16 protein-coding genes are annotated in these 20,614 nt (G+C 43.7%); 4 read left to right on the forward strand and 12 right to left on the reverse strand.

All coding sequences use genetic code 11. The features are described from left to right. Nucleotides 1-214: 214 nt before the first annotated feature. From V7K41_RS10190 to V7K41_RS10235, 10 genes are all read right to left on the reverse strand, one after another. A complete protein-coding gene (locus tag V7K41_RS10190; protein WP_334847287.1) occupies nt 215-364 on the reverse strand; it encodes a hypothetical protein in 150 nt (49 codons plus the stop codon). 276 nt (nt 365-640) lie between these two features. Then, complete coding sequence (locus tag V7K41_RS10195; RefSeq protein WP_334847741.1) at nt 641-3,763, reverse strand: efflux RND transporter permease subunit; 3,123 nt, start codon at nt 3,761-3,763, stop codon at nt 641-643. Between the two features lie 107 nt (nt 3,764-3,870). Beyond that, entirely contained in the window at nt 3,871-4,179 is a 309-nt protein-coding gene (locus tag V7K41_RS10200; protein WP_334847743.1) for a DUF5615 family PIN-like protein, read from the reverse strand. Nucleotides 4,180-4,193: 14 nt separating this feature from the next. Further along, the gene (locus V7K41_RS10205; protein ID WP_334847745.1) at nt 4,194-4,517 is read right to left on the reverse strand and encodes a DUF433 domain-containing protein; all 324 of its coding nucleotides are present in this window, start codon (nt 4,515-4,517) and stop codon (nt 4,194-4,196) included. Nucleotides 4,518-4,609: 92 nt separating this feature from the next. Continuing rightward, nucleotides 4,610-7,732, reverse strand: coding sequence for an efflux RND transporter permease subunit (locus V7K41_RS10210; RefSeq protein ID WP_334847746.1), 3,123 nt, complete (start codon nt 7,730-7,732; stop codon nt 4,610-4,612). Further along, nucleotides 7,729-9,285, reverse strand: coding sequence for an efflux RND transporter periplasmic adaptor subunit (locus V7K41_RS10215; RefSeq protein WP_334847748.1), 1,557 nt, complete (start codon nt 9,283-9,285; stop codon nt 7,729-7,731). Before V7K41_RS10215 ends, V7K41_RS10210 begins: the two co-directional genes overlap by 4 nt. Before the next feature lie 339 nt (nt 9,286-9,624). Beyond that, on the reverse strand, nt 9,625-10,608 hold the full coding sequence (locus V7K41_RS10220) for an RNA polymerase sigma factor, RpoD/SigA family (protein ID WP_334847749.1): 984 nt from the start codon (nt 10,606-10,608) through the stop codon (nt 9,625-9,627). A gap of 20 nt (nt 10,609-10,628) precedes the next feature. Then, nucleotides 10,629-11,537: a hypothetical protein gene (locus V7K41_RS10225; RefSeq protein ID WP_334847751.1), complete on the reverse strand. Its 909-nt coding sequence runs from the start codon at nt 11,535-11,537 to the stop codon at nt 10,629-10,631. A 110-nt stretch (nt 11,538-11,647) separates the two neighbouring features. Beyond that, nucleotides 11,648-12,928, reverse strand: a complete 1,281-nt coding sequence (locus tag V7K41_RS10230) for a S41 family peptidase (protein ID WP_334847753.1) — start codon at nt 12,926-12,928, stop codon at nt 11,648-11,650. 104 nt (nt 12,929-13,032) lie between these two features. Then, the gene (locus V7K41_RS10235; RefSeq protein WP_334847755.1) at nt 13,033-13,416 is read right to left on the reverse strand and encodes a hypothetical protein; all 384 of its coding nucleotides are present in this window, start codon (nt 13,414-13,416) and stop codon (nt 13,033-13,035) included. A gap of 543 nt (nt 13,417-13,959) precedes the next feature. On the opposite strand from V7K41_RS10235, the gene V7K41_RS10240 reads away from it, so the two are divergent. Together V7K41_RS10240 and V7K41_RS10245 are read left to right on the forward strand one after the other, a co-directional pair. Then, nucleotides 13,960-15,180: a sensor histidine kinase gene (locus V7K41_RS10240; protein ID WP_334847757.1), complete on the forward strand. Its 1,221-nt coding sequence runs from the start codon at nt 13,960-13,962 to the stop codon at nt 15,178-15,180. A gap of 3 nt (nt 15,181-15,183) precedes the next feature. Beyond that, nucleotides 15,184-15,831 carry a response regulator transcription factor gene (locus tag V7K41_RS10245; RefSeq protein WP_334847758.1) on the forward strand — a complete coding sequence of 216 codons (648 nt, stop codon included), beginning with the start codon at nt 15,184-15,186 and terminating at the stop codon, nt 15,829-15,831. Here the strand turns inward: V7K41_RS10245 and V7K41_RS10250 are convergent. Then, the gene (locus V7K41_RS10250; protein WP_334847760.1) at nt 15,824-16,039 is read right to left on the reverse strand and encodes a hypothetical protein; all 216 of its coding nucleotides are present in this window, start codon (nt 16,037-16,039) and stop codon (nt 15,824-15,826) included. The genes V7K41_RS10245 and V7K41_RS10250 overlap by 8 nt on opposite strands. 614 nt (nt 16,040-16,653) lie before the next feature. Here V7K41_RS10250 and V7K41_RS10255 point away from each other — a divergent pair. Together V7K41_RS10255 and V7K41_RS10260 are read left to right on the forward strand one after the other, a co-directional pair. Beyond that, entirely contained in the window at nt 16,654-19,203 is a 2,550-nt protein-coding gene (locus V7K41_RS10255) for a sigma 54-interacting transcriptional regulator (protein WP_334847762.1), read from the forward strand. A 230-nt stretch (nt 19,204-19,433) separates the two neighbouring features. Beyond that, nucleotides 19,434-19,772: a hypothetical protein gene (locus V7K41_RS10260; RefSeq protein WP_334847764.1), complete on the forward strand. Its 339-nt coding sequence runs from the start codon at nt 19,434-19,436 to the stop codon at nt 19,770-19,772. A 165-nt stretch (nt 19,773-19,937) separates the two neighbouring features. Here the strand turns inward: V7K41_RS10260 and V7K41_RS10265 are convergent, their stop codons facing one another. Then, complete coding sequence (locus V7K41_RS10265) at nt 19,938-20,558, reverse strand: DUF4351 domain-containing protein (protein WP_334847766.1); 621 nt, start codon at nt 20,556-20,558, stop codon at nt 19,938-19,940. Nucleotides 20,559-20,614: the final 56 nt, after the last annotated feature.

Below are 20,614 nucleotides of genomic sequence, written 5' to 3' on the forward strand. Positions count from 1 at the left end.
CTCTCCCAAAATTGGGAGAGGGGAGCAAATTCTCTAGTTCCCCGAATCCCAACTTGGGAGAAGGGGTTAGGGGATGAGGGCAAAACGTCCACTCAAAGCAGATTTTTTCTTAAGTTGACACCAATGAGCAATGCTGTGCCCCTACCGCGTCGTCTATTTACCTGAAAATAGCTGTAAATGTTATATAGGAATCAGATTTGATTTATGAAAAAATCTAAGTATCTGTAGGGGAGCCAGCTGCGTGGGCGGGTTTCCCGACTTGAGCGGACTGGCGTTGTGTTATGGCGTAGCCTAACGCACCTAAATCGTTAACTGGTGCGTTACGCCAAAGGCTAACGCATCCTACGTGTATTTCAGAAATCAAATATGAGTCCTATACCAATTCCAGAAAAGAATGAAACAGATGTATTTGTTGGGTTTCACTTCGTTTAACCCAACAAATACAAGACTTTGAAATGTTGGGTTGAGGGACGAAACCCAACCTACATCTGTAGCAATCATTTTTTAAATTGATATTATGTATGCAGCAAAACCCGCATTTTTTAGCGATCGCGTACCTTTATGATCGCCCAAAGGGAAAATGGATAAAGTCGAGCTAAACGATCGCTTTACTCATGCTCGGTTTTATCAAAAACTATGATTAACTTTTAACTGCTGGTAGATGCTTTTTTTTAACTTTTTGATTTTGCATACTCAGCTTTTTCCGCCATGTCTCCATGTAAATGTAAAACACTGGAGTCAGATAGAGAGTCAATATCTGAGAGAACAGCAATCCACCCACGATCGCAATCCCTAAAGGACGACGCGCTTCTGAACCTACTCCTGTTCCCAAAGCAATGGGGAGTGTTCCAATCAAAGCTGCCATCGTCGTCATCATAATCGGACGGAAGCGAATCAAGCAAGCAGTATAAATGGCATCAAAGGAATTTTTTCCTTCCTTTCGCTGGGCTTCAATGGCAAAATCCACCAGCATAATACCGTTTTTCTTGACGATGCCCACTAACAGAATAATGCCGATGAAAGAGTAAAGATTTAAATCAACCTGGAAAATCAGCAGCGTTAGTAATGCGCCAAAACCCGCTGAAGGCAGACCGGAAAGAATGGTGATTGGGTGAATGAAATCCTCATAGAGAATACCGAGAATCAAATAGATGACTACAATAGACACCAACAACAGCACGCCTAAATCATTGAAGGACTGTTGAAAAGTCTGGGCTGAACCCTGAAAGCTGGGGGTAATTGTTGAGGGTAACACCTCCCTGGCTGCTTGTTTGATAGTATCTGTAGCTTGACTTAGAGATGTTCCTGGGAGCGTATCAAAAGAGATAGTTGCAGAGGGGAGTTGAGCAACGTGAGTGACAGTGAGAGGGCCGACATTTTGAGTGATATTAGCGATCGCACTCAAAGGAACCAGTTTCCCAGTACTCGATTGCACATATAGTAGCGATAGAGCGTTGGGATCTCGCTGAAACTCCGGTTTCACTTCTAAGATTACATAGAATTGGTCATTTGGAGTATAGATAGTGGAAATCTGGCTAGAACCATAAGCAGCGCTGAGGGTTTGTTCAACTTGTTGGGCGGTAATGCCAAGGGTTGCAGCTTTGTTGTGGTCAACTTGGACTTGGATTTGGGGAGTGCTGAGTTGTAAATCGCTGTCAACGTCCCGGAGTCCTGGTAGGGTTTTGACTTTATCTACAAGTTTAGGAACGTATTGGCGCAAGTCTTGTAAATTCAAGCTCTGCAACGTGAACTGATAAGTAGAATTGGTTTGTTGACCACCGATGGGAATGGCTGACGGAGAGCGGAGAAATGTCTTAATCCCAGTTGTACGTCTCAACTTGGGGGTCAGTTCTTGAATGATTTGGTCAGCACTCAGTTGACGTTGAGAACGTGGTTTAAGCCGAATCGTAATTCGCCCACCGTTGACTGAACCGTTCGGGCCACTTGCACCCACAATTGAGTCAACTGCTTCAATGTTGGGATCTTTACGAATAATGTCAACAACCGTTTGCTGGTGACGCAGCATATCATCAAAAGAAATATCTTGCGCTCCTTTGGTGTTCGCCATTAGTTGTCCGGTGTCTTCGGTTGGAATAAATCCTTTGGGAACGATGACGAACAAATAAACGGTCATTACCAGCAGAATGCCAGAACCAATCAATGTCATCAGGCGGTATTTTAAAACGGGCTTGAGCGTCCAATCATATCCCCGCAGTAGTAAATCAAATGCCCCTTCTGAGACTCGATATAGCAGATTTGGTCTTTGCTGATGTGAACTCAGAAAGCGACTGCACAACATGGGGGTGAGACTGAGGGAAACAAAACCCGAAACCAAAATTGCCACAGCGATCGTCACGGCAAATTCATGAAATAATTTACCGATTATTCCACTCATAAACATAATCGGGATGAACACCGCCACTAGGGAGAGGGTCATTGATAAAATTGTGAAGCTGATTTCCCTCGATCCTTTCAATGCCGCGTTTAGGGGAGATTCGCCCATTTCCCGATAACGAACGATATTTTCCAACACAACGATCGCATCATCCACCACAAAGCCTACAGAAAGGGTCAACGCCATCAGGGAGAGGTTATCTAGGGAAAAGCCCGACAGATACATGACAGCAAAAGTGCCAATAATCGCTACAGGTAGCGCCAAACTGGGAATTAGGGTAGCAGTGATGTCACGCAAGAATAGGAAAATTACCAAGACAACTAGACAAACCGAGAGAACTAAGGTAAATTTCACATCATTGACAGAAGCTCGGATTGTTTGGGAGCGATCGTACATAATCCCCATCTCAATGGATTTGGGAACTTGTTCGCGGAGTGTAGGTAAAAGTTCCTGGATGGCATCAACGATATTTACAGTGTTGGCTCCCGGTTGCGGTTGTACAGCCAGAACAACAGAATGGCGGTTTGTCACCTTGCGATCGCTATACAAATTCGAGACTTTGACGTTTTGTTCGCTGTCAATTACCTGACCCAAATCCTGGAGCCGCACGGGCGCACCATTTTTGTAAGTTACAATTAGCTGGCGATAGCTGGCAGCATCGGTGAGTTGACCATTCGCCTGAATCGTATAGGTTTTATAAGTGTCAGAGAGACTGCCGGTTGGCAAGTTGACATTTCCCTGTTGAATTGCAGTTTTCACCTGATTTAGACCAATTCCCCGCGATGCCAACTCTCGCGGATCGAGCTGGACGCGGATTGCATATTGCTGTTGACCATAGACCTGTACCTGAGCAACACCATCAATCATCGAGATGGGCTGACCAACTGTTACCTCTGCGTATTCATCTACTGTCGAGATTGGCTGTGTCTCAGAATACATATAGAGGTAGAGAACCGGTGAGACAGAGGGGTTAACTTTGCGGTAGGTGGGGGGGTGAGGCATTCCGGCGGGTAGTTGTCCGGCGGCGGCGGAGATGGCTGCTTGCACATCTTTGGCGGCATCTTCCACTCTGCGGCTAAAGTCAAATTGTAGGGAAATGTTGGTGCTGCCTGTGGAACTGGTGGAATTGAAGGAATTGAGTCCGCCAATTTCGGTAAACTGTCTTTCTAGGGGTGCGGCGACGGAAGATGACATTGTTTCGGGGGTGGCACCAGGGAGACTAGCAGAGACAGATATAAAAGGATATTCAACGTTGGGTAGGGCACTGATGGGTAACAGTAGATAACTCATGAGACCGAAAATGAGGATACCCATCATTACCAGGGTGGTCATGACTGGACGACGGATAAAGAGTTCTGAAAGGTTCATGAGTTTTGTTCTCCCAGAAATGTGATGGGGATGTGACGAACCGCAGAGGCGCAGAGAACGCAGAGAGAAGAAAGAAATGCTTAACTATTTTGTTTTGGGTTTATATTTCATAAGGGCAAATATAGGACAATCCCTTTCCACTCAGACTGATCGCTGTAATTAACCAGCAACAGCAATTCGTTAATTGCTTGTCTAATCGGCATCCGATCGCTCACTACGAATAAACTCAACATTTGCTCTGGGTCATGAGTGAGGAGTATGCGATCGCTCGCTGCTGCCCAAGTTAAGATTGCTGGGTCATCTACTTCCTGCAAACCAACATCCTGAACGCGAAGTAAGTCAAGATTCGGTTGACGCAGAAATAGTCCTCGCACAATATCGCCATTGAAATTTTCATTGCTCAATAACTTCAACATTGACATTTTTAATATTATTGCTGGGCTAATAAGCGAGAACGAATTAGGCTCAAATCAGGTTGAATATTTGAAAAACGTTGATGAACAGATTCAGCTAACTGTTCACGTCGATCGAGGTATGCTTCTACAGCATCTCGATGTCGAAGGTAATAGCCAATAGTCAGGTATACATCGGATAATGACAAGGATGAGTAACGCCCAACAATAGATTCAGGGGATGCACCATCTTGAAAGCTACGAATCACCAGTTCTAGCAAAACCCTTGTCTTACCTACTCGAATTGCACCTGTTGCATCTTCACTTAAGGGAGGAATTTCTTGTTCTATTGCTAAAGTCATAGTCTAATTATTCCAGAAACGCTAATATCTAAATTTTAGTGTGCTGCTATTTTGTAATTGGTAATTCGTAAGGCTATATTGCTTGTTAAACATCACGATCGCTCATCTGAAAATGAAAATATCCGACGGAATTTAACTTGACTGAGCTTTTTCCGCCATGATTCCATGTAGATATAGAACACGGGTGTTAAATACAGGGTCAATATCTGAGAAAACACTAGCCCGCCTACAACTGCAATACCTAAAGGACGGCGGGATTCGGAACCAGCCCCAAATCCGATCGCTATGGGTAAGGTTCCCATTAATGCTGCCATCGTCGTCATCATAATCGGGCGGAAGCGCACCAAGCAGGCTTGATAAATTGCTTCAGAGGGTTTTTTCAATTCTTCTCGCTGGGCAACGATTGCAAAGTCCACCATCATGATCCCGTTTTTCTTGACGATGCCCACTAAGAGAATTATGCCGATGAAGGAATAAACATTGAGTTCGACATGGAATAATATCAGCGTTAACAATGCCCCAAAACCTGCTGAAGGCAAACCGGAAAGAATCGTAATCGGGTGAATGAAATCCTCATAGAGAACGCCCAAAATCAGATAAATTACTAAGATGGCGATCGCTAATAATAAACCCAAACTCGGCAGTGAACTTTGAAATACCTGGCTTGCGCCCTGAAAGCTGGTGCTAATGCTGGCAGGAATCACCCGATCGATTAGTTCTGCAATTTTTTGGTTGGCATTTCCCAAGGAAACACCGGGAGCGAGGTTAAAGGAAATAGTGGCGGCGTTCATCCGACCGTTATGATTGACCATTAACGGGCTGACTCCCTGAGAAAGTTTGGCGAATGTCTTCAGTGGTACTGCCACTCCTGTGCTGGAGTTAATGTACAATGTCAACAGAGCGTTGATATCCTGTTGATACTGGGGTGCTAATTCCAAAATCACCTGATACTCATTGGTCGCTGCATAGATGGTTGACACTTGGTAAGAACCGTAGGCATTTCTCAGGGTATTTTCGATTTGCTCGGCAGTAATCCCATAAGTTGAGGCTTTATCGCGGTCAATGTCAATTTGAATCTGGGAAGCAAATTGTAAATCGCTGTTGACATCCTGGAGTTCTGTCATTTCCTTCATCTTGATCACAAGTTGGGGAACATACTTCTGTAAGGGTTTGACATCAGAACTCTGGAGTGCAACTTGATAAAGTCCTGTGCTTTGTTGAGCGCCAATGGGAATCGCTGGGGGATTTTGTAAGAACACTTGGATGCCTGGAACAGTGGCGAGTTTGGTTCGTAAATTTTGCACGATTTCGTCAGCCCCAAGTTGGCGCTGCGATCGCGGTTTTAACCGAATAAACAAACTCCCGGAATTGGCTGCAACTGCTGCCCCACTGCCACTAGCACTCGCTCCTGCCCCAATATTGGAGTTGACCGCATCTACATTTGGGTCTTGGCGAATCAGGTTAGCAACTGTCTGCTGATGCTGGACAAGATTATCGAAGGATGCATCCTGGGCTGCTTGGGTAATACCTGTAATTTGTCCGGTATCTTCACTAGGAATAAAGCCTTTGGGAACTACCACCAACAACCCAACTGTCACCGCCAATAAAAAGACAGATAAAATCATCGTGGTACGGTGATATTTTAAGACTTTTTTGAGACTCCAATCATACAGAGCCAGGAAGCGATCGAAGACATATTCGGAAGCTTGATATAACCGACTTTGATTAGCATGGTCTACAGGACGCAGAAAACGACTGCACAACATCGGAGTCAGACTCAAAGACACAAAACCAGATACGAGAATTGCAACTGCGATCGTTACAGCAAATTCATGAAATAATCGTCCCAGTACTTCACTCATGAACAACATCGGGATGAACACTGCAACCAAAGAAAGGGTCATCGATAAAATTGTGAAACCAATTTCTCTCGACCCATTTAACGCCGCTTCTAACGGACGTTCCCCCATTTCCATGTGACGGACAATATTTTCTAGCATGACGATCGCATCATCCACGACGAAGCCCACCGAAAGGGTCAACGCCATCAGTGACAAGTTATCTAGTGAGTAGTGCAGCAAATACATCACGGCAAAAGTGCCAATCAGCGAAACGGGTAATGCCAAACTGGGAATCACCGTCGCTGATAGGTTCCGCAAAAATAGGAAAATCACTAAGATAACTAGAGCGATCGTCAGAATCAATGTAAATCTGACATCATCTACTGAATCTCGAATTGACTGAGAAGCATCATAGAGAATCCCAATTTCCACGGATGCCGGAATCTGCTCTTGCAAATTTGGGAGTAATTTCTTAATCGTGTCTACGACTTGTACTGTATTGGTTCCGGGCTGTCTTTGAATGGTGAGAATAATGGCGCGAGTATTGTTGTACCAGCTTGCTACCTTGTCATTTTCTACACTGTCAACGATCCTACCCAGTTGATTGAGATAGATAGGCATTCCATCTTTATAAGACACAATCAACTGGCGATAAGCAGCCGCATCCTCAAGTTGCCCGTTGGTTTGGACTGTAAAATTCTTGTGATTTCCCGAAAGACTGCCGGTGGGTAAATTGACGTTACCTTGTTGAATCGCCGTTGCCACCTGATCTAGCCCAATTTGGCGTGCTGCCAATTGCTGCGGATCGAGTTGAATTCGAGCTGCATATTTTTGGGAACCATAGACGGCTACCTGTGCCACCCCATTGATTGTAGATAGCTTTTGCGCCAGATAAGTCTCGGCATAATTATCTACCTGGGAAAGGGGCAGCGTGGGAGAGTCTAGGTAAAGGTAGAGAATCGGTTGATCTGCGGGGTTAACCTTACTGTAAGTCGGAGGATTGGGTAAATCCGTCGCAATTTGCCCCGATGCTCCCGATATCGCGGCTTGCACATCTTGCGCTGCATCATCAATGTTGCGGCTCAGGTTGAATTGCAGGGTAATTTGAGTCTGTCCCAGAGTGCTAGTTGAGTTGAGCGAATCGAGTCCAGCAATACTGGAAAATTGCTTTTCTAAAGGACGGGCAACCGATGCTGCCATTGTTTCCGGGCTGGCTCCCGGTCGGGCGGCACTTACCTGAATTGTCGGATAATCTACACTTGGTAAATCGCTGATTGGCAGCAAGCGATAACTCATGAAACCGAAGATCAAAATCGCCGTCATCACCAGAGTCGTCATGATTGGGCGGCGGATAAATGGTTCTGAGAGGTTCATGATTCACCTCCGCCTGACTTCGGGGATTCTCCCCCCTGCTCCCTGCCCCCTGCCCCCCTTTCTCTTCTAGACTTCGAGGAATTTTCACCTGCATTAGGGTTATTGCCGGCTGTTTTGACGCGGATTTTGCTCCCCGAAACCAGATTCGCTTGACCATCGGTGACAATTTTATCGCCTGGTTGCGGCCCTTTCTCAACCACATCTAGTCCATTAATGGTGCTGCTAACTGTAACTGGAACATTTTCCACCGTCATGTCTGGCTTAACTACAAAAACAAATTGTCCATCCGGCCCATTCTGCACGGCTTGACTGGGAACAACCGTTGCATTCGGTTGTTCCGTCAGCGTTAGCGTTGCGTTCACAAATTGACCGGGAAACAAATGTCCCTGAGTGTTGTCAAAGTCGCCAATTAGTTGAATTGTCCCTGTGGTGTTATCGACCGTATTATTGACAAATGTCAAAGTACCTGGCACGGAATGAGTTTGATCGTTGGGGAACGTCACATCTACCTTCAGCTTGCCATTCTGCATATACTTTTGTACTTGGGGTAGATTTGTTTCGGGAATGGAAAAAGCAACTTGAATCGGGCGAATTTGGCTGATGGTTACTAGTGGAGTCGTGCTATTAGCTTGCACCACATTGCCCAGAGTCACCAGAATATTGCCAGCGCGACCATCAATCGGCGCATAAATCTTGGCGTAAGATAATTGCACTTTGCTATTGTCTAATGCTCCCTGGTCTGAAACGACAACAGCCTGAGCATTAGCGATCGCAGCTTGATCCCCTTTAACGACAGCACCAGCATTAGTCAGCGCCACTCGATCGCTTTTCAAAACAGCCTCAGCATTAGCGATCGCTTCTCGATCTGCTTGTAGTGTTGCTGTCGCCGATTTGCTATTGGAAACGTATTGCTGTGCTTGATCTAAACTGATAGCGCCCTTCTTATACAACGCACTATAGCGATCGCTCTGTCCTTGAGCAAATTGTGCTTGGGCTTGATCCTTGGCCAAGGTCGCTTGGGCTTGTCGCACCAAGGCTTGGTCTTTGACTAAAGTCGCCCTAGCTTGGTCTACCTGACCCAAATCTCTAGTTAATGTATCTCTAGCTTGTTGTACCGAGGCTTGGTCTTTTGCTACAATTCCTTGGGCTTGCTGGATTGCAGCAGCTTGCGATCGGTCATCCAAGGTAAATAAAAGTTGTCCCTTTTTCACATCTTGACCTTTCTTGAAATAAACTCCAATAATCCGTCCGCTAGCTTGAGGTGTAATCGCTACCGTAGACCCCGATTGCACATTACCGATCGCTTGCAATTGTATCGGAACCGTTTTTTGTGTCACCATTGCCACAGTTACAGGTGTTACTTGCTGTTTATTACGCCCAGATTTTTCAGCTTTGTCTGATTTGGCTGCACCTGTATAAATACCCAAAAAACCCAGCCCAGCCAGCAATATCACCCCCAAAAGGACCAAACGAATCTTTTTCTTTTTTGGCGATCGCGGTAGCTCTGGTTTTATACTATTCTCAGTCAAATCGTTAGAAATATCATGGTTCATCAGAACCCCCAATGCATTTTAGTTAATTAAAAACCGTGAAATCCTTTACACCTCAACTCTAGCTGATACTAATTTCATTTGAAAAGGCACATCTGAATAATTAGTTTTTTACAGTTTGCTCGATCTGCCTTGTCAAATAATGATGATTTTGTCGATTTCAAATCAAACAAATAATATTTTTTAAGTAATCATATGCAAAATATTTTATAATCTTAATTAAATACTTGGTTTTTTATACCAATTTGAAAAAAGAATGCGACAGATACATACGGACATACCTTTGTTATGTCTGGCTTTCTTAATTTTGAATTTTGAATTTTGAATTGGTATTACCTGTGTTTACTTATTACTTTTTAGCTGCCCATATAGAAGTTGGAGAGCTTGTTTTTCTATCTGTCTGACTCGTTCGCGACTAATACCCATGCGCTGACCAATCTGTTCTAGAGAAAGTTTATTTCCATCTATCAAACCAAAGTGTAAGTTTAAGATTTCTTGTTGTTGTTTAGACAAACTTGATAACAAGCTTTCAACTTCCTGATTGAGATATTGCTCAGTGGTATAGCCATTTTCTGAATATCTGTAATCTTCGATTAAATCTTCTAACTTTACATCTCTGTCTGAACCAACTTGGAGATTGAGAGAGATAGTTTGACGAGCCAAAGTTAGATATTCTCGAATTTGACTAGGCTCTAAAGAAAGTGCATGAGCAATTTCCGTAGTGGTAGCAACGCGACCCAGTTTTTGAGATAATTCTCGCTGAACGCGCTTAATTTTATTTAACTTCTCATTGATATGAATGGGTAATCTAATTGCACGTCCTTGTTGGGCGATCGCTCTGGTAATTCCTTGACGAATCCACCAGTAAACGTAAGTTGAAAATCTGTATCCTAGAGCCGGATTGAATTTCTCAATCCCTCTCTCCAAACCCAAAGTACCTTCTTGAATTAAGTCCATCAGCTCTAAGTTACGTCTTTGATATTGCTTGGCAATTGACACCACAAGCCGGAGATTAGACGCCATCATTTTCTGCTTGGCTTTTTTCCCTTGATTTAGCTTTTGAAGTAGTTCTTGTTCGCTTAACTGCATCTGGTCAGCCCATTCTGACAGTGTAGGTGTCCGCTTTAATTCAACAGTCAGTTTTTCGGATTCAGCAAGTATTTTGATCGTCTGCTGAACTTGTTGGGCAAAAAAAACTTCTTGCTCCTGGGTTAATAGAGGTATCCGCCCAATTTCTTGAAGATAAGCACGTACTGTATCAGTTGTAAATTGAGATGCTTTGGTGGTGTTACTAGATTTAGTGTCTAAGAATGTTAAGTTACTCATGGTAAGTTAGCCTCTGCTTATTAATTAGGATATTTTTTATTTGGGAAAAAACGCAGATAGTGACTCGATGAGCCATAGAGGTTTTTATAAAAAAACCAGGTATCAAGTACTAGCTCCAAAAGAGCAATCAATACCCAAATTGCTAGAGAAACAATTACAGGTAGGCTGAGATCGGGAAACTTCCTTTGCAAATCGATAATGCCAAATAACAGCAAAAACACGAGAGAAACTCCCAACAGAAAAGACAACTTGATAATCGCAAGAATGAAACGGCTCATCTCTAGGATGCGATTGTAAAGCCTGGAAAATCTTTCCAGGATTTCTTCCATGTTATTGATGACCAGTAAAATTTGTTGTTGGTGCAGATGGGTAGCTAAAGAGCATTGTTGCTGCACTTGCGTCAATTCATGTTCATTCTTGAAATTATCTAAAAGTTTGTCCCAAGGTAGCACCTGAGAGCTAGTTGACCAGATTGGGAAATCTTTTAAATGCAAGGGAACTAAATAGTTAATCAGTGCGATCAGAGTTTTATCAAAATTACTGAGTTCCGGGGGAAGAGACTGAGTTAGACGAATAAGTTGGTCAATCTGAATCTGAAGTGTATAGTAGTCTTCATATCTCCTTTGAGCGATCAACTGACTAGTAAAGGTGAGGAAAACAATTAACACCCCCAATAAAGCAGCTAGGGACTGGGATACAGCAGAAAAGAATTCAATCGCTACCTGTTTAGGTACTGTCAGCCAGGGGGCGTTTTCCCGGATCGAAAAAACCAAGGTGGTAACAAATACAAACCCAACGATCGCTAGCTGATGGTGGGTAACAACAGCTATGACTGTCCGTACTAAAGGAGTGTTACTAAGTTGAACTAGGATTTGCAGACCTGGGACTGGTTCACAAACTTCAAGTCGTTGGGCTTTGCGGGTTGGCATGATAGAAAACTACAGTTCCTGACAGAATAATTCGTGATTCGATTAATTCAGAGTTGCAATCATAATTTAATTACGAATTACGAATTACGATGACTTGTTGACGACAGTACTTATTCCCCACGCTGCAAACTCAGATGATTGCCTCCAGACTGAATCAATTTGCTCAGGTCAGCAACGGCGCTAGCATACTGAGGATCGGCTAATGTCCCCAAAGTTTGGTTTTGCACTAAAGCTTTCTGCTGTGCCTCGGTTAATGCCACGTTAATATCTGGGGCAATGCCGACATGATTGATATCTCGACCTTTCGGTGTATAGTATTTAGCGATCGTTAGTTTCAGCCCGGAACCATCCTCTAGTGGCTCTACGGCTTGAACTAAACCTTTACCGAAGGTGCGAGTCCCTACTAAGGTGGCACGATTGTCATCTTGCAGCGCTCCCGACAGAATTTCGCTGGCGCTAGCAGATCCCTTATCAACCAGTATCACTAAGGGTTTGTCGGTAAGAGGATGTCCCGATGCATCGTAGCTTTCTTTCACTCGATCTCGATTTACCAAAGATACGATCGCCCCTTGCTTCAACCACATACTGGCAATTTGCAAACTCGCTTCCAGCAGTCCACCTGGATCGGAACGCAAATCTAAAACGTAACCCTGCACCTGTTGTTTTTCTAATGCTTGAATTGCCTGATGCATCTGTGCGGGGGCAGTTTGCGTAAACTCTGGCAAACGAATGTAACCAATCTTACCTGCTGCTGTGGTTTGCGTGTTGTAAGTTACAGGATGGATCGCAATATTGGCGCGAGTAAGTTTGAAAGTTTGCGATTGGCTACCCCGTTGAATCGTGAGTACTACCTTGGTTCCCACCGGGCCGAGAATCCGCTTCACCGCATCATCAATTTTCATCCCCTGAGTTTTTTGACCGTCAATTTGGACAATTACATCGTCCGGCAAAATACCCGCTTTAAAAGCAGGGGTTCCTTGAATAGGGGCGACAACGGTTAAGGCTTTAGTTTTTTGATTCTCTGCCAGTTCCAGCCCTACACCACTGAGATTGCCAGAAATATCGTTATTTAGGGCTTTAAATTCTTGTGGGTCAAAAAACTCGGTGTAGCGATCGCCTAATTTCGCCACCATTTCTTGAATTGCTCCATAAGCCTGTTTCTTGGAACTATAGGAACGGCTAATATACTGCTGGCGAATTGCTTGCCAATCTTGATGGTTAAAGCTGACATCAACATAATTTTTATCTAGGATTTGCCATACCTCATCCACCAGTTTTTGAGAGCTAGGTTGTGGTTTACCTAAAGCTTTAGAAGTGTATAAACTAGTTCCTGCAAGGATTGCGGCTATAACAGCCAGTTCTATATTGACGAGCAATTTTTGTTTAAACATACTTTAATTATTGAAGAATAATCTAGAATTCAGAATCCAATCAATGAAAGGCTGAATACCTCAGTAACAAATAATTCCTTCTGAATTCTGTTTTGATAAAACTACTAGGAATTATCTTGAGATTTTCCTTTACGGTGGGGATAGGCAGTCTTAAAAATATCCTGAATTTTAGTCTTTTGTTCAGCGGTAAGATTCAGGCTGAATACTGCTTTACGCATTTTTTCGCCTTTTTGTAATTTTGTTGACAATTCCTTTACCTGATCGGGGGTGAGAACGGCCTCAACTTGCTTGCGAATTTCTTCGCGCTTATGAGCGCGTTCTGGCGTATTCGCTGCTGGAGAGTTCGTTGTAGAAGTATCAGATACCTTTGTGCCAGAATCGTTCCCTTGAGAGACATCTGGAGATTTAGAACTGCTGCAACCTGTCATTCCTCCAATTAGGATAGTTGCAAGTAGTAGGGTTGGTAAAATTATCTGTTTTTTAATCATTTACTCCTCTTGTTTTTGCTGTGTGTAATCGGACTGTTCTAATTCAATTTCGGTGAGAAGATGTTTAAAAAGTTGCTGCTTTACTCACACCAGCTAATCTTAGAAGTTGGAATGAGTTTGCACATGAGCTAGAATTCCTAACCTGACCAGTAAAAAAGTACTCAATTTATTGTGACTTTTTTCCTAATTTAGAAATAATTAATTAGTCGGAACGGCTCTATCGAGACTAAAGAGAGATTCGTTATATAGAGGAGTAATGGGGATTAGGGACTGGGGACTGGGTACTGGGTACTGGGGAAGAAAATATGAGTAAGATTTGATTGGGGTCTGAATTCCCATTCAAATCTTCCCAATCCCCAATCCCCAATCCCTAGTCCCCAATCCCCTAGTCCCCAGTACAATATTTCCCTATAAATCTGAATTCCCATTCAAATCTTCCCAATCCCCAATCCCCAATCCCCAGCCCCCAATGCAATATTTCTCTCTAAAATAGTGAAAATACCTATGGTTTTGTTACAAAGACCATTGAGTTGGAACAGTTCTATGGTTAGCTTGACCTACCCATCTTTCCGTCTGTTGCTTTACTTAGAGTGGCTGTTATTAGCCACGGCAGTGTTCATGGAAGTTCTGCTGCCGTTTCAGTTATCCTGGTCTTTGCCGCTAGGAGTTCTGGCGATCGCCACTTTCAGCTTGATGGGTTTGAGGCTACCAATGGTTAAGCTGGAAAGCAAATTAATTTATACAGCCCTGGAATTCGGTTTAATTTTGCTACCAGCAACTCAACATATTTTATCGACTCGCTCCGTTTTCCTGCTGTGTCTGGTACTGGTGATGCGGAGTTGTCTCATATTTAAGCGATCGGGACAGTTGGCTGTCTTGATTTTATCTCTGCTTTCTTATGGAACACTGCTTTTGTCAAGACCGATTGTACCTGAGAATTTTATGCCAGATAAGCTGATCGCCATGTCCTGGGATTGGCGATTAAGTAATATATTATTGTTTAGCTTAACGTTAGTATTCGCTTTATTGTTAATTAATGCCCTGCTTGCAGAACGCCAAAGTCGAGAGCAGTTAGAAATTGCTCATCAGCAATTAGAGATCACCAATCAACAACTGTGCCAGTATGCACTACGGATTGAAGATCAGGCAACCTTGCAGGAACGCAACCGAATTGCCCGCGAAATTCATGATGGGTTAGGACACACTCTCGCCGCTCAAACCATTCAAATTAATAATACTCTGTTGTTTTGGCAATCAAATAATGACAAAGCATTGACATTTCTCAAACAGGCAAAAGAACTGGGGGCTGAGGCGCTGCTAGAAATTCGGCGATCGCTTTCGGTTTTGCGTTCAAATCCTTTGCAAGGGCAATCTCTCAAATCATCCATTGAAAAGCTGTTGACAGATTTTCAGCAAACCACAGGTATTAAACCATCCTGTAAAATTGATCTCCCGTACACTTTACCAACAGAAGTAAACACCGCCCTTTACCGCATTGTGCAAGAATCGCTGACAAATATTTGCAAACATGCCGAGGCGACGAATGTCACCGTTAAACTTCTGGCTTACGCTGGAATGATTCATCTGTCAATCGAAGATAATGGTAAAGGATTTAACCCCACTCAAAATACAACCGGGTTTGGATTACAAGGGATGCGAGAACGGACGGTTGCACTGGGCGGGCAGTTGAATCTCCACAGTCAACTAGGAACAGGTTGCTGTATTTCTGTTTCTTTGCCACTCTCAAAGCTGTTGGTGTTTTAGCTTATGATTCGGATTTTATTAGTTGACGATCAGCATCTGATTCGCCAGGGACTTAAGAGTATGCTTGAGTCGAATGCCCAGATGCAGGTAATTGGTGAGGCGGAGAATGGGCAACGGGCACTCGAACAGATTGCCGCATTGCAACCCGATATCGTGCTAATGGATATCCGAATGCCCATAATGGATGGAGTTGCCACCACAAAAGCGATCGCTCAACAATATCCCAACATTAAGGTTCTCGTCCTCACCACCTTTGATGATGATGAGTATGTTTTCCAGGCGATGCGGCTGGGTGCAAAGGGCTATTTGCTCAAGGACACCGAACCAGATGAATTAATGTTGGCAATTCGATCTGTCTACAAGGGACAAACCCTACTCGGCCCGGGATTGTTTGAGAAAGCACTCACGCCGATTGCCGCACCTGTCCCATCTGTGCAACCCCCTCCAGAATTAGCGCAACTCACACCCAGAGAATTAGATGTATTGCGGTTAATTGCTTGTGGAGCCAATAACCGTGAAATTGCCGAATCGCTGTTTCTTTCAGAAAACACTGTTAAGAACTATGTTACTAATATTCTCAGTCGCTTGAGTTTACGCGATCGCACTCAAGCCGCTTTGTTTGCCCATTCGTTGTTTAGTGGACTTAAGTAGAGTCTACTTGAGCAAGGGTATCGTTCACTATAAAGACAAATAAGCTGGGAAACGCAATCGATACAATGCCATTGTTAGTCGATGCAATGCCATTGTTAGTCAATGCAATGCCATTGTTAGTCAATGCAATGCCATTGTTGGTCGATGCAATGCCATTGTTGGTCGATACAATGCCATTGTCAGTCGATGCAATGCCATTGCAGGTCAAGAGACAGTACTGTTCAGTTAAGGCTCAAACTCTTGGTCAAAGTCAATCCTCCCTGCTCCTCTGCACAAGCGCAGTTTTGAAAGATGTGGTGATAAATCGGGGATTAAGGGGTGGGGTTTTTATTTGTGATTTATGCAAGAAGTCTATTGCACATTGTGTATTAATGCACAAGAACTGAATATAGCAGTCCTAAATCATTTGTGAAATATTTTTGGAGTTGGCTGTCATTAGTTATTAGACTTCTTGCATGAATCAAAAGCCCTCACCCTAAATCCCTCTCCCAAGCTTGGGAGAGGGACTTTGAAATTGTCTCCCCTTCTCCCAATTTTGGGAGAAGGGGTTGGGGGATGAGGGCTAGTTTTGTATTCGTGCAAGAGGTCTATTAGTCATTTGTCCGTTGTAGTCACAAATGACAAAACGCAAAGTCTGAGCGGAGGTTTCCTTCCTTGGCGTAGCCCCCCGTAGGCATCAGAACTTTGTAAGAGAGGACTTTTGACCAAGGACGACCATAATAAAAATTTTCACAATCTCATTTAGGATTGCTATATAGATATTTTGACATACCCTTTCAGGGATAATTCTTGTTATACAGCAGGCTACAGGGAGAACTTAATATGACATCTCCAGAAACGGTTATATGGCTACAAGAACGGACGGCTTTAGGAATACTCTCACCTGAAGTATTAAATGCGATCGCTCAAGTAATTGAAGAACAAGTAGTGAGTGCCGAAACTGACTTAGTTAGTGAAGGCAATTCTCCAGAAGCCCTTTATATTCTTGTAGAAGGTCAACTCGAAAGCAAAACCACCAATCAAAGCAACCCAGCTTTAGATTGTGGATTTCTCCCCGGTGCAGTGATTGAACTCAAAGAATTGCTGTTGGAAGAATTAACTCCATTCACAATTACTACAGTAACCGAATGTCACTTGTGGGTTGTACCTGCTGCTAAATTTCGGGAATTAGTCACTCAATACCCCGAAATTGCTCAGGCTTTTTCGCGTCAATTGGCTCAAGAATTAGCTCAGGTAACATCTGCACTTGGCTATGAACAAGAACGTTCTATTGCCTTGCGGCCATATTTAGTCACCAAGGCGCAACGGGGAATTGTCGGTACAAGTCGCTATGCTGTGCGGCTGCGGGAGCATATTCGAGAAGCGGCCGCTGACCGCAAATCAGTGGATATTTTCGGAGAACCAGGGTTAGAAAAAGACAATATAGCAGCCCTGATCCATTTTGGTTCTCCCAAACGACGAGAACCAATTATTAAAGTAAATTGTGGTATTCTCCAAACTAGCGGTGCAGATTTATTTGGTCGCGCTGGCGGCAAACCAGGACTGTTGGAATGGTTGGGGGAAGGCACTTTAGTTCTCAACAACATCCAAGAATTGCCCGAAGAATTATTACCTCCCATGACGCAGTTGCTCAAAACTGGCACATATACCCCCGTGGCTCGTTCTGCAGAACCAGCACCTGAACCTCGCCCCAGTAAAGCCAGAATTTTGATTGTTTCAGAAAAAACTCAGCCGACAATTGAACGCTGTATTGGTCACATTATTAAAGTCCCACCGCTACGAGTACGGAAAGCCGATATTCAGACACAGGTTGAATATTATACAAGTCTCTACGTTCGGGCTAGAGGCGTTCCGAAACCGCACATTACCCCAGAAGCTGTGCGTCGCCTCCAGTCTTATGATTTTCCTGGGAACCTCAAAGAATTGAAAAATCTGGTTGAAAGAGCGATCGCGCAAGCGGAGGGTGCGAATGAATTAACAGAAGAAATTTTCTGGCCAGCCGAAACGAAGAAAAAACGATTTCGGGTAAATCTGTTAAATGCCTCTCCTCGTTTACGGTGGTTTTTACGTAGTCCCTGGTGGCCCGATCGCATTAATTATGGTTTTACTGCAACGGCTTTTGCGATTATTGTGGCAGTATTATTTATTGGGCCGCAAACCCGCGATCGCAATTTCGTATTAAATCTATTTTGGGCTTGGTGGTGGCCTTTCTTCTTATTTCTCTTTCCCTTTTTGGGTCGTGTCTGGTGTTCTGTTTGTCCGTTCATGATTTATGGGGAAATTACCCAAAAGTTATCTCTGTGGCTGTGGCCTCGAAAACTCAAACGCTGGCCGAGAGAACAAGCTGAGAAATGGGGCGGATGGTTTATGTTTGGGTTATTTACCCTAATTTTCTTATGGGAAGAACTCTGGCATTTAGAAAATACAGCTTATCTCAGCGCTTGTTTGCTGCTGTTAATTACTGCTGGGGCGATGATTTTCTCGGCTCTTTTTGAGCGACGGTTTTGGTGTCGATATCTGTGTCCCATCGGCGGGATGAATGGTTTATTTGCCAAACTCTCAATGACGGAACTCCGGGCACAGCAAGGTATTTGTTCTGCCAGTTGCACCACTTATCAGTGTTATAAAGGTGGGCCGCAAAAAGGCGAAGGGCTAGAAACGAATGGATGTCCTTTATACTCACACCCAGCGCAGTTAGAAGATAACCGAGATTGCGTACTGTGCATGACTTGCCTCAAAGCCTGTCCTCATCGTTCCGTTGAGTTCAACTTGCGTCCCCCTGGTATTGAACTGTGGACAACTCATGTACCCCGCACTTATGAAGTAGCATTATTGTTTTTGCTGTTGGGTGGTATATATCTCCATCGTTTACCAGAATTGCAATCTTGGTTGGGGCTGCAACTAGATTTAACTGAGTTTTGGCAGCACTTGGGATTATCGCTGCTAGTGTTAATTATTCCAGCGGCTTTTACCTTCGCGGTTTATGGCTCGATCCAAGTGTTCAATTTTAACCGTAAGCCGCGATCGTTTGTAGAACTCGCCTACGGCTACCTACCATTAGTATTGGGAGGCAACTTGGCTCACTATCTACGTTTGGGCTTAGGCGAAGGCGGGCGGATTTTACCCGTGACCTTTGCGACTCTTGGTTTGAGTGGCGAACAATTGCCAATATTAGTTGCTCACCCAGCTGTGATTGCCTTTTTGCAAGGTACAACGATAATTTTCTCCGTATTGCTGACTATGTTATTAACGCAAAAAATTGCCAAGCAATCAGTGGGTATACCAAAGGGGTTAGCGAAACTATCGCTCCTTTGGCAACACCTAGCAGCAATTGGGTTGGGAGTTAGTATGTGGGCAATTATCGTCTTTTGAGCTTTATACCATTTCACCAAATGAAAGATACAAATATTTTCTCCTCTGCCCCCCTGCTTACCTAAATGTATCAACCTTAAAGTGAAATGGTATTACATCTTCCACCAGGCGGTTTTTAATCGCCTGGGCTAGGTGCAAAATGTGAGTTAAGAACATTCTTCCCTACGAACGTGATAGAAAATACTTATATGATTTATGATTTTTGACTCATAGTGTAAGGATTACAGATAATGCACGTTATAAAAAGAGCGATCAAACCAGCAACCTATATATCATTCCTCCACATCTACCAAACTACTTGGGGGACTGCTGGTGATATTTGTTTAATTCGTGAATCTGTCGCTGAAGAAAGTACAGCGAAATTTATTGGTCACAAAATCCAACTAGTAGTTCCAAAAGGGCTGGAACGCGATCGCATCGCCAACTGTCCGATCATTAAAGTTGCAGGTAATGTCGGCGACGGACATCCTAAAGAGCATCCCTTGGAATGGGAGGCTTATGAAGGCGTAAGTGAAGAAATAGCTCTAGCAGCTTTGAAACCTTGGGGCTTCAAGTTAATTGAGCTTTAATGTGGCAATCTGACAAGCTCAACTCGCTTTTGTTCTTTTAAAACTATTTTTCCCCTAGCGCCATTAGACATTGGCTCAAATGGAAAAATTCATCTAATAGACATAGGAGTGAAATTAATTATGCGTTGCCCAAAATCCTTGGTAGGCATAATTCATAAATTGTATCTACGTCATTTTCACTCCTACGTCTAATGTCCTAAACCAGGTTTCTAAATCCGCGTAGTTTACCGCCGTAGGCATCGCCTGAAAATCTAACAATGCTTCACCGAGATTTTCTAATTCTTCTAAGGAAAGAGTTTCAATCCGGTCTAGCACCTCTTGGGGTAATTCTCCCACAGGGCGAGTGAGTTGACGGAGAATGAGCGCTCTTTCTCGTTGTTCGCCGCGTTGTTCGCCTTCAGCGAGAATTTCTTGATAAATTACTGACTCGCGCATCATACCCTCCCGAAATAATTGTCGAATCAAGTCTTGATTGTATTTTAACCCCGCTAAGATTTGGGTGTAAGCGGGAATTTCTGGTCGTTGTCTTGGCTCAAGTTGATTAACTTTTTCTACAACTGTTTGCAACAAAGCTTGGGGTAGCGTAGATTCTAGTTTGGTTTGAAATTCCAGGTAGAGAATGCGTCCTTGTAGCTGTAAAAATGTGACATAATCAGCGCGAATCAGTTCAATGCTCAATTCGTTTTTGAGAACTTTGACATAAGTTTGTGGTGTTCCTAATACCCAACTGGCAAAGGTAGCAGGATGTTTTTCGGACAGTAGTTTGCAGAGGTTATCAAAGGACATTGACGATCGCCAACAATTGAACGAGGTATTGTTATTATCTCGTGCAGTGGTTTGAA

The sequence above is a fragment of the Nostoc sp. genome, from assembly GCF_036917415.1.
In the GTDB taxonomy this organism is placed as follows: Bacteria; Cyanobacteriota; Cyanobacteriia; order Cyanobacteriales; family Nostocaceae; genus Nostoc.

What these genes read in the sequence shown, in the direction of transcription:
- V7K41_RS10195 (WP_334847741.1), bottom strand. Translation starts at nt 3,763, where the DNA reads ATGAACCTTTCAGAACTCTTTATCCGTCGTCCAGTCATGACCACCCTG.
- V7K41_RS10200 (WP_334847743.1), bottom strand. Translation starts at nt 4,179, where the DNA reads ATGTTGAAGTTATTGAGCAATGAAAATTTCAATGGCGATATTGTGCGA.
- V7K41_RS10205 (WP_334847745.1), bottom strand. Translation starts at nt 4,517, where the DNA reads ATGACTTTAGCAATAGAACAAGAAATTCCTCCCTTAAGTGAAGATGCA.
- V7K41_RS10210 (WP_334847746.1), bottom strand. Translation starts at nt 7,732, where the DNA reads ATGAACCTCTCAGAACCATTTATCCGCCGCCCAATCATGACGACTCTG.
- V7K41_RS10215 (WP_334847748.1), bottom strand. Translation starts at nt 9,285, where the DNA reads ATGAACCATGATATTTCTAACGATTTGACTGAGAATAGTATAAAACCA.
- V7K41_RS10220 (WP_334847749.1), bottom strand. Translation starts at nt 10,608, where the DNA reads ATGAGTAACTTAACATTCTTAGACACTAAATCTAGTAACACCACCAAA.
- V7K41_RS10225 (WP_334847751.1), bottom strand. Translation starts at nt 11,537, where the DNA reads ATGCCAACCCGCAAAGCCCAACGACTTGAAGTTTGTGAACCAGTCCCA.
- V7K41_RS10230 (WP_334847753.1), bottom strand. Translation starts at nt 12,928, where the DNA reads ATGTTTAAACAAAAATTGCTCGTCAATATAGAACTGGCTGTTATAGCC.
- V7K41_RS10235 (WP_334847755.1), bottom strand. Translation starts at nt 13,416, where the DNA reads ATGATTAAAAAACAGATAATTTTACCAACCCTACTACTTGCAACTATC.
- V7K41_RS10240 (WP_334847757.1), top strand. Translation starts at nt 13,960, where the DNA reads ATGGTTAGCTTGACCTACCCATCTTTCCGTCTGTTGCTTTACTTAGAG.
- V7K41_RS10245 (WP_334847758.1), top strand. Translation starts at nt 15,184, where the DNA reads ATGATTCGGATTTTATTAGTTGACGATCAGCATCTGATTCGCCAGGGA.
- V7K41_RS10255 (WP_334847762.1), top strand. Translation starts at nt 16,654, where the DNA reads ATGACATCTCCAGAAACGGTTATATGGCTACAAGAACGGACGGCTTTA.
- V7K41_RS10260 (WP_334847764.1), top strand. Translation starts at nt 19,434, where the DNA reads ATGCACGTTATAAAAAGAGCGATCAAACCAGCAACCTATATATCATTC.
- V7K41_RS10265 (WP_334847766.1), bottom strand. Translation starts at nt 20,558, where the DNA reads ATGTCCTTTGATAACCTCTGCAAACTACTGTCCGAAAAACATCCTGCT.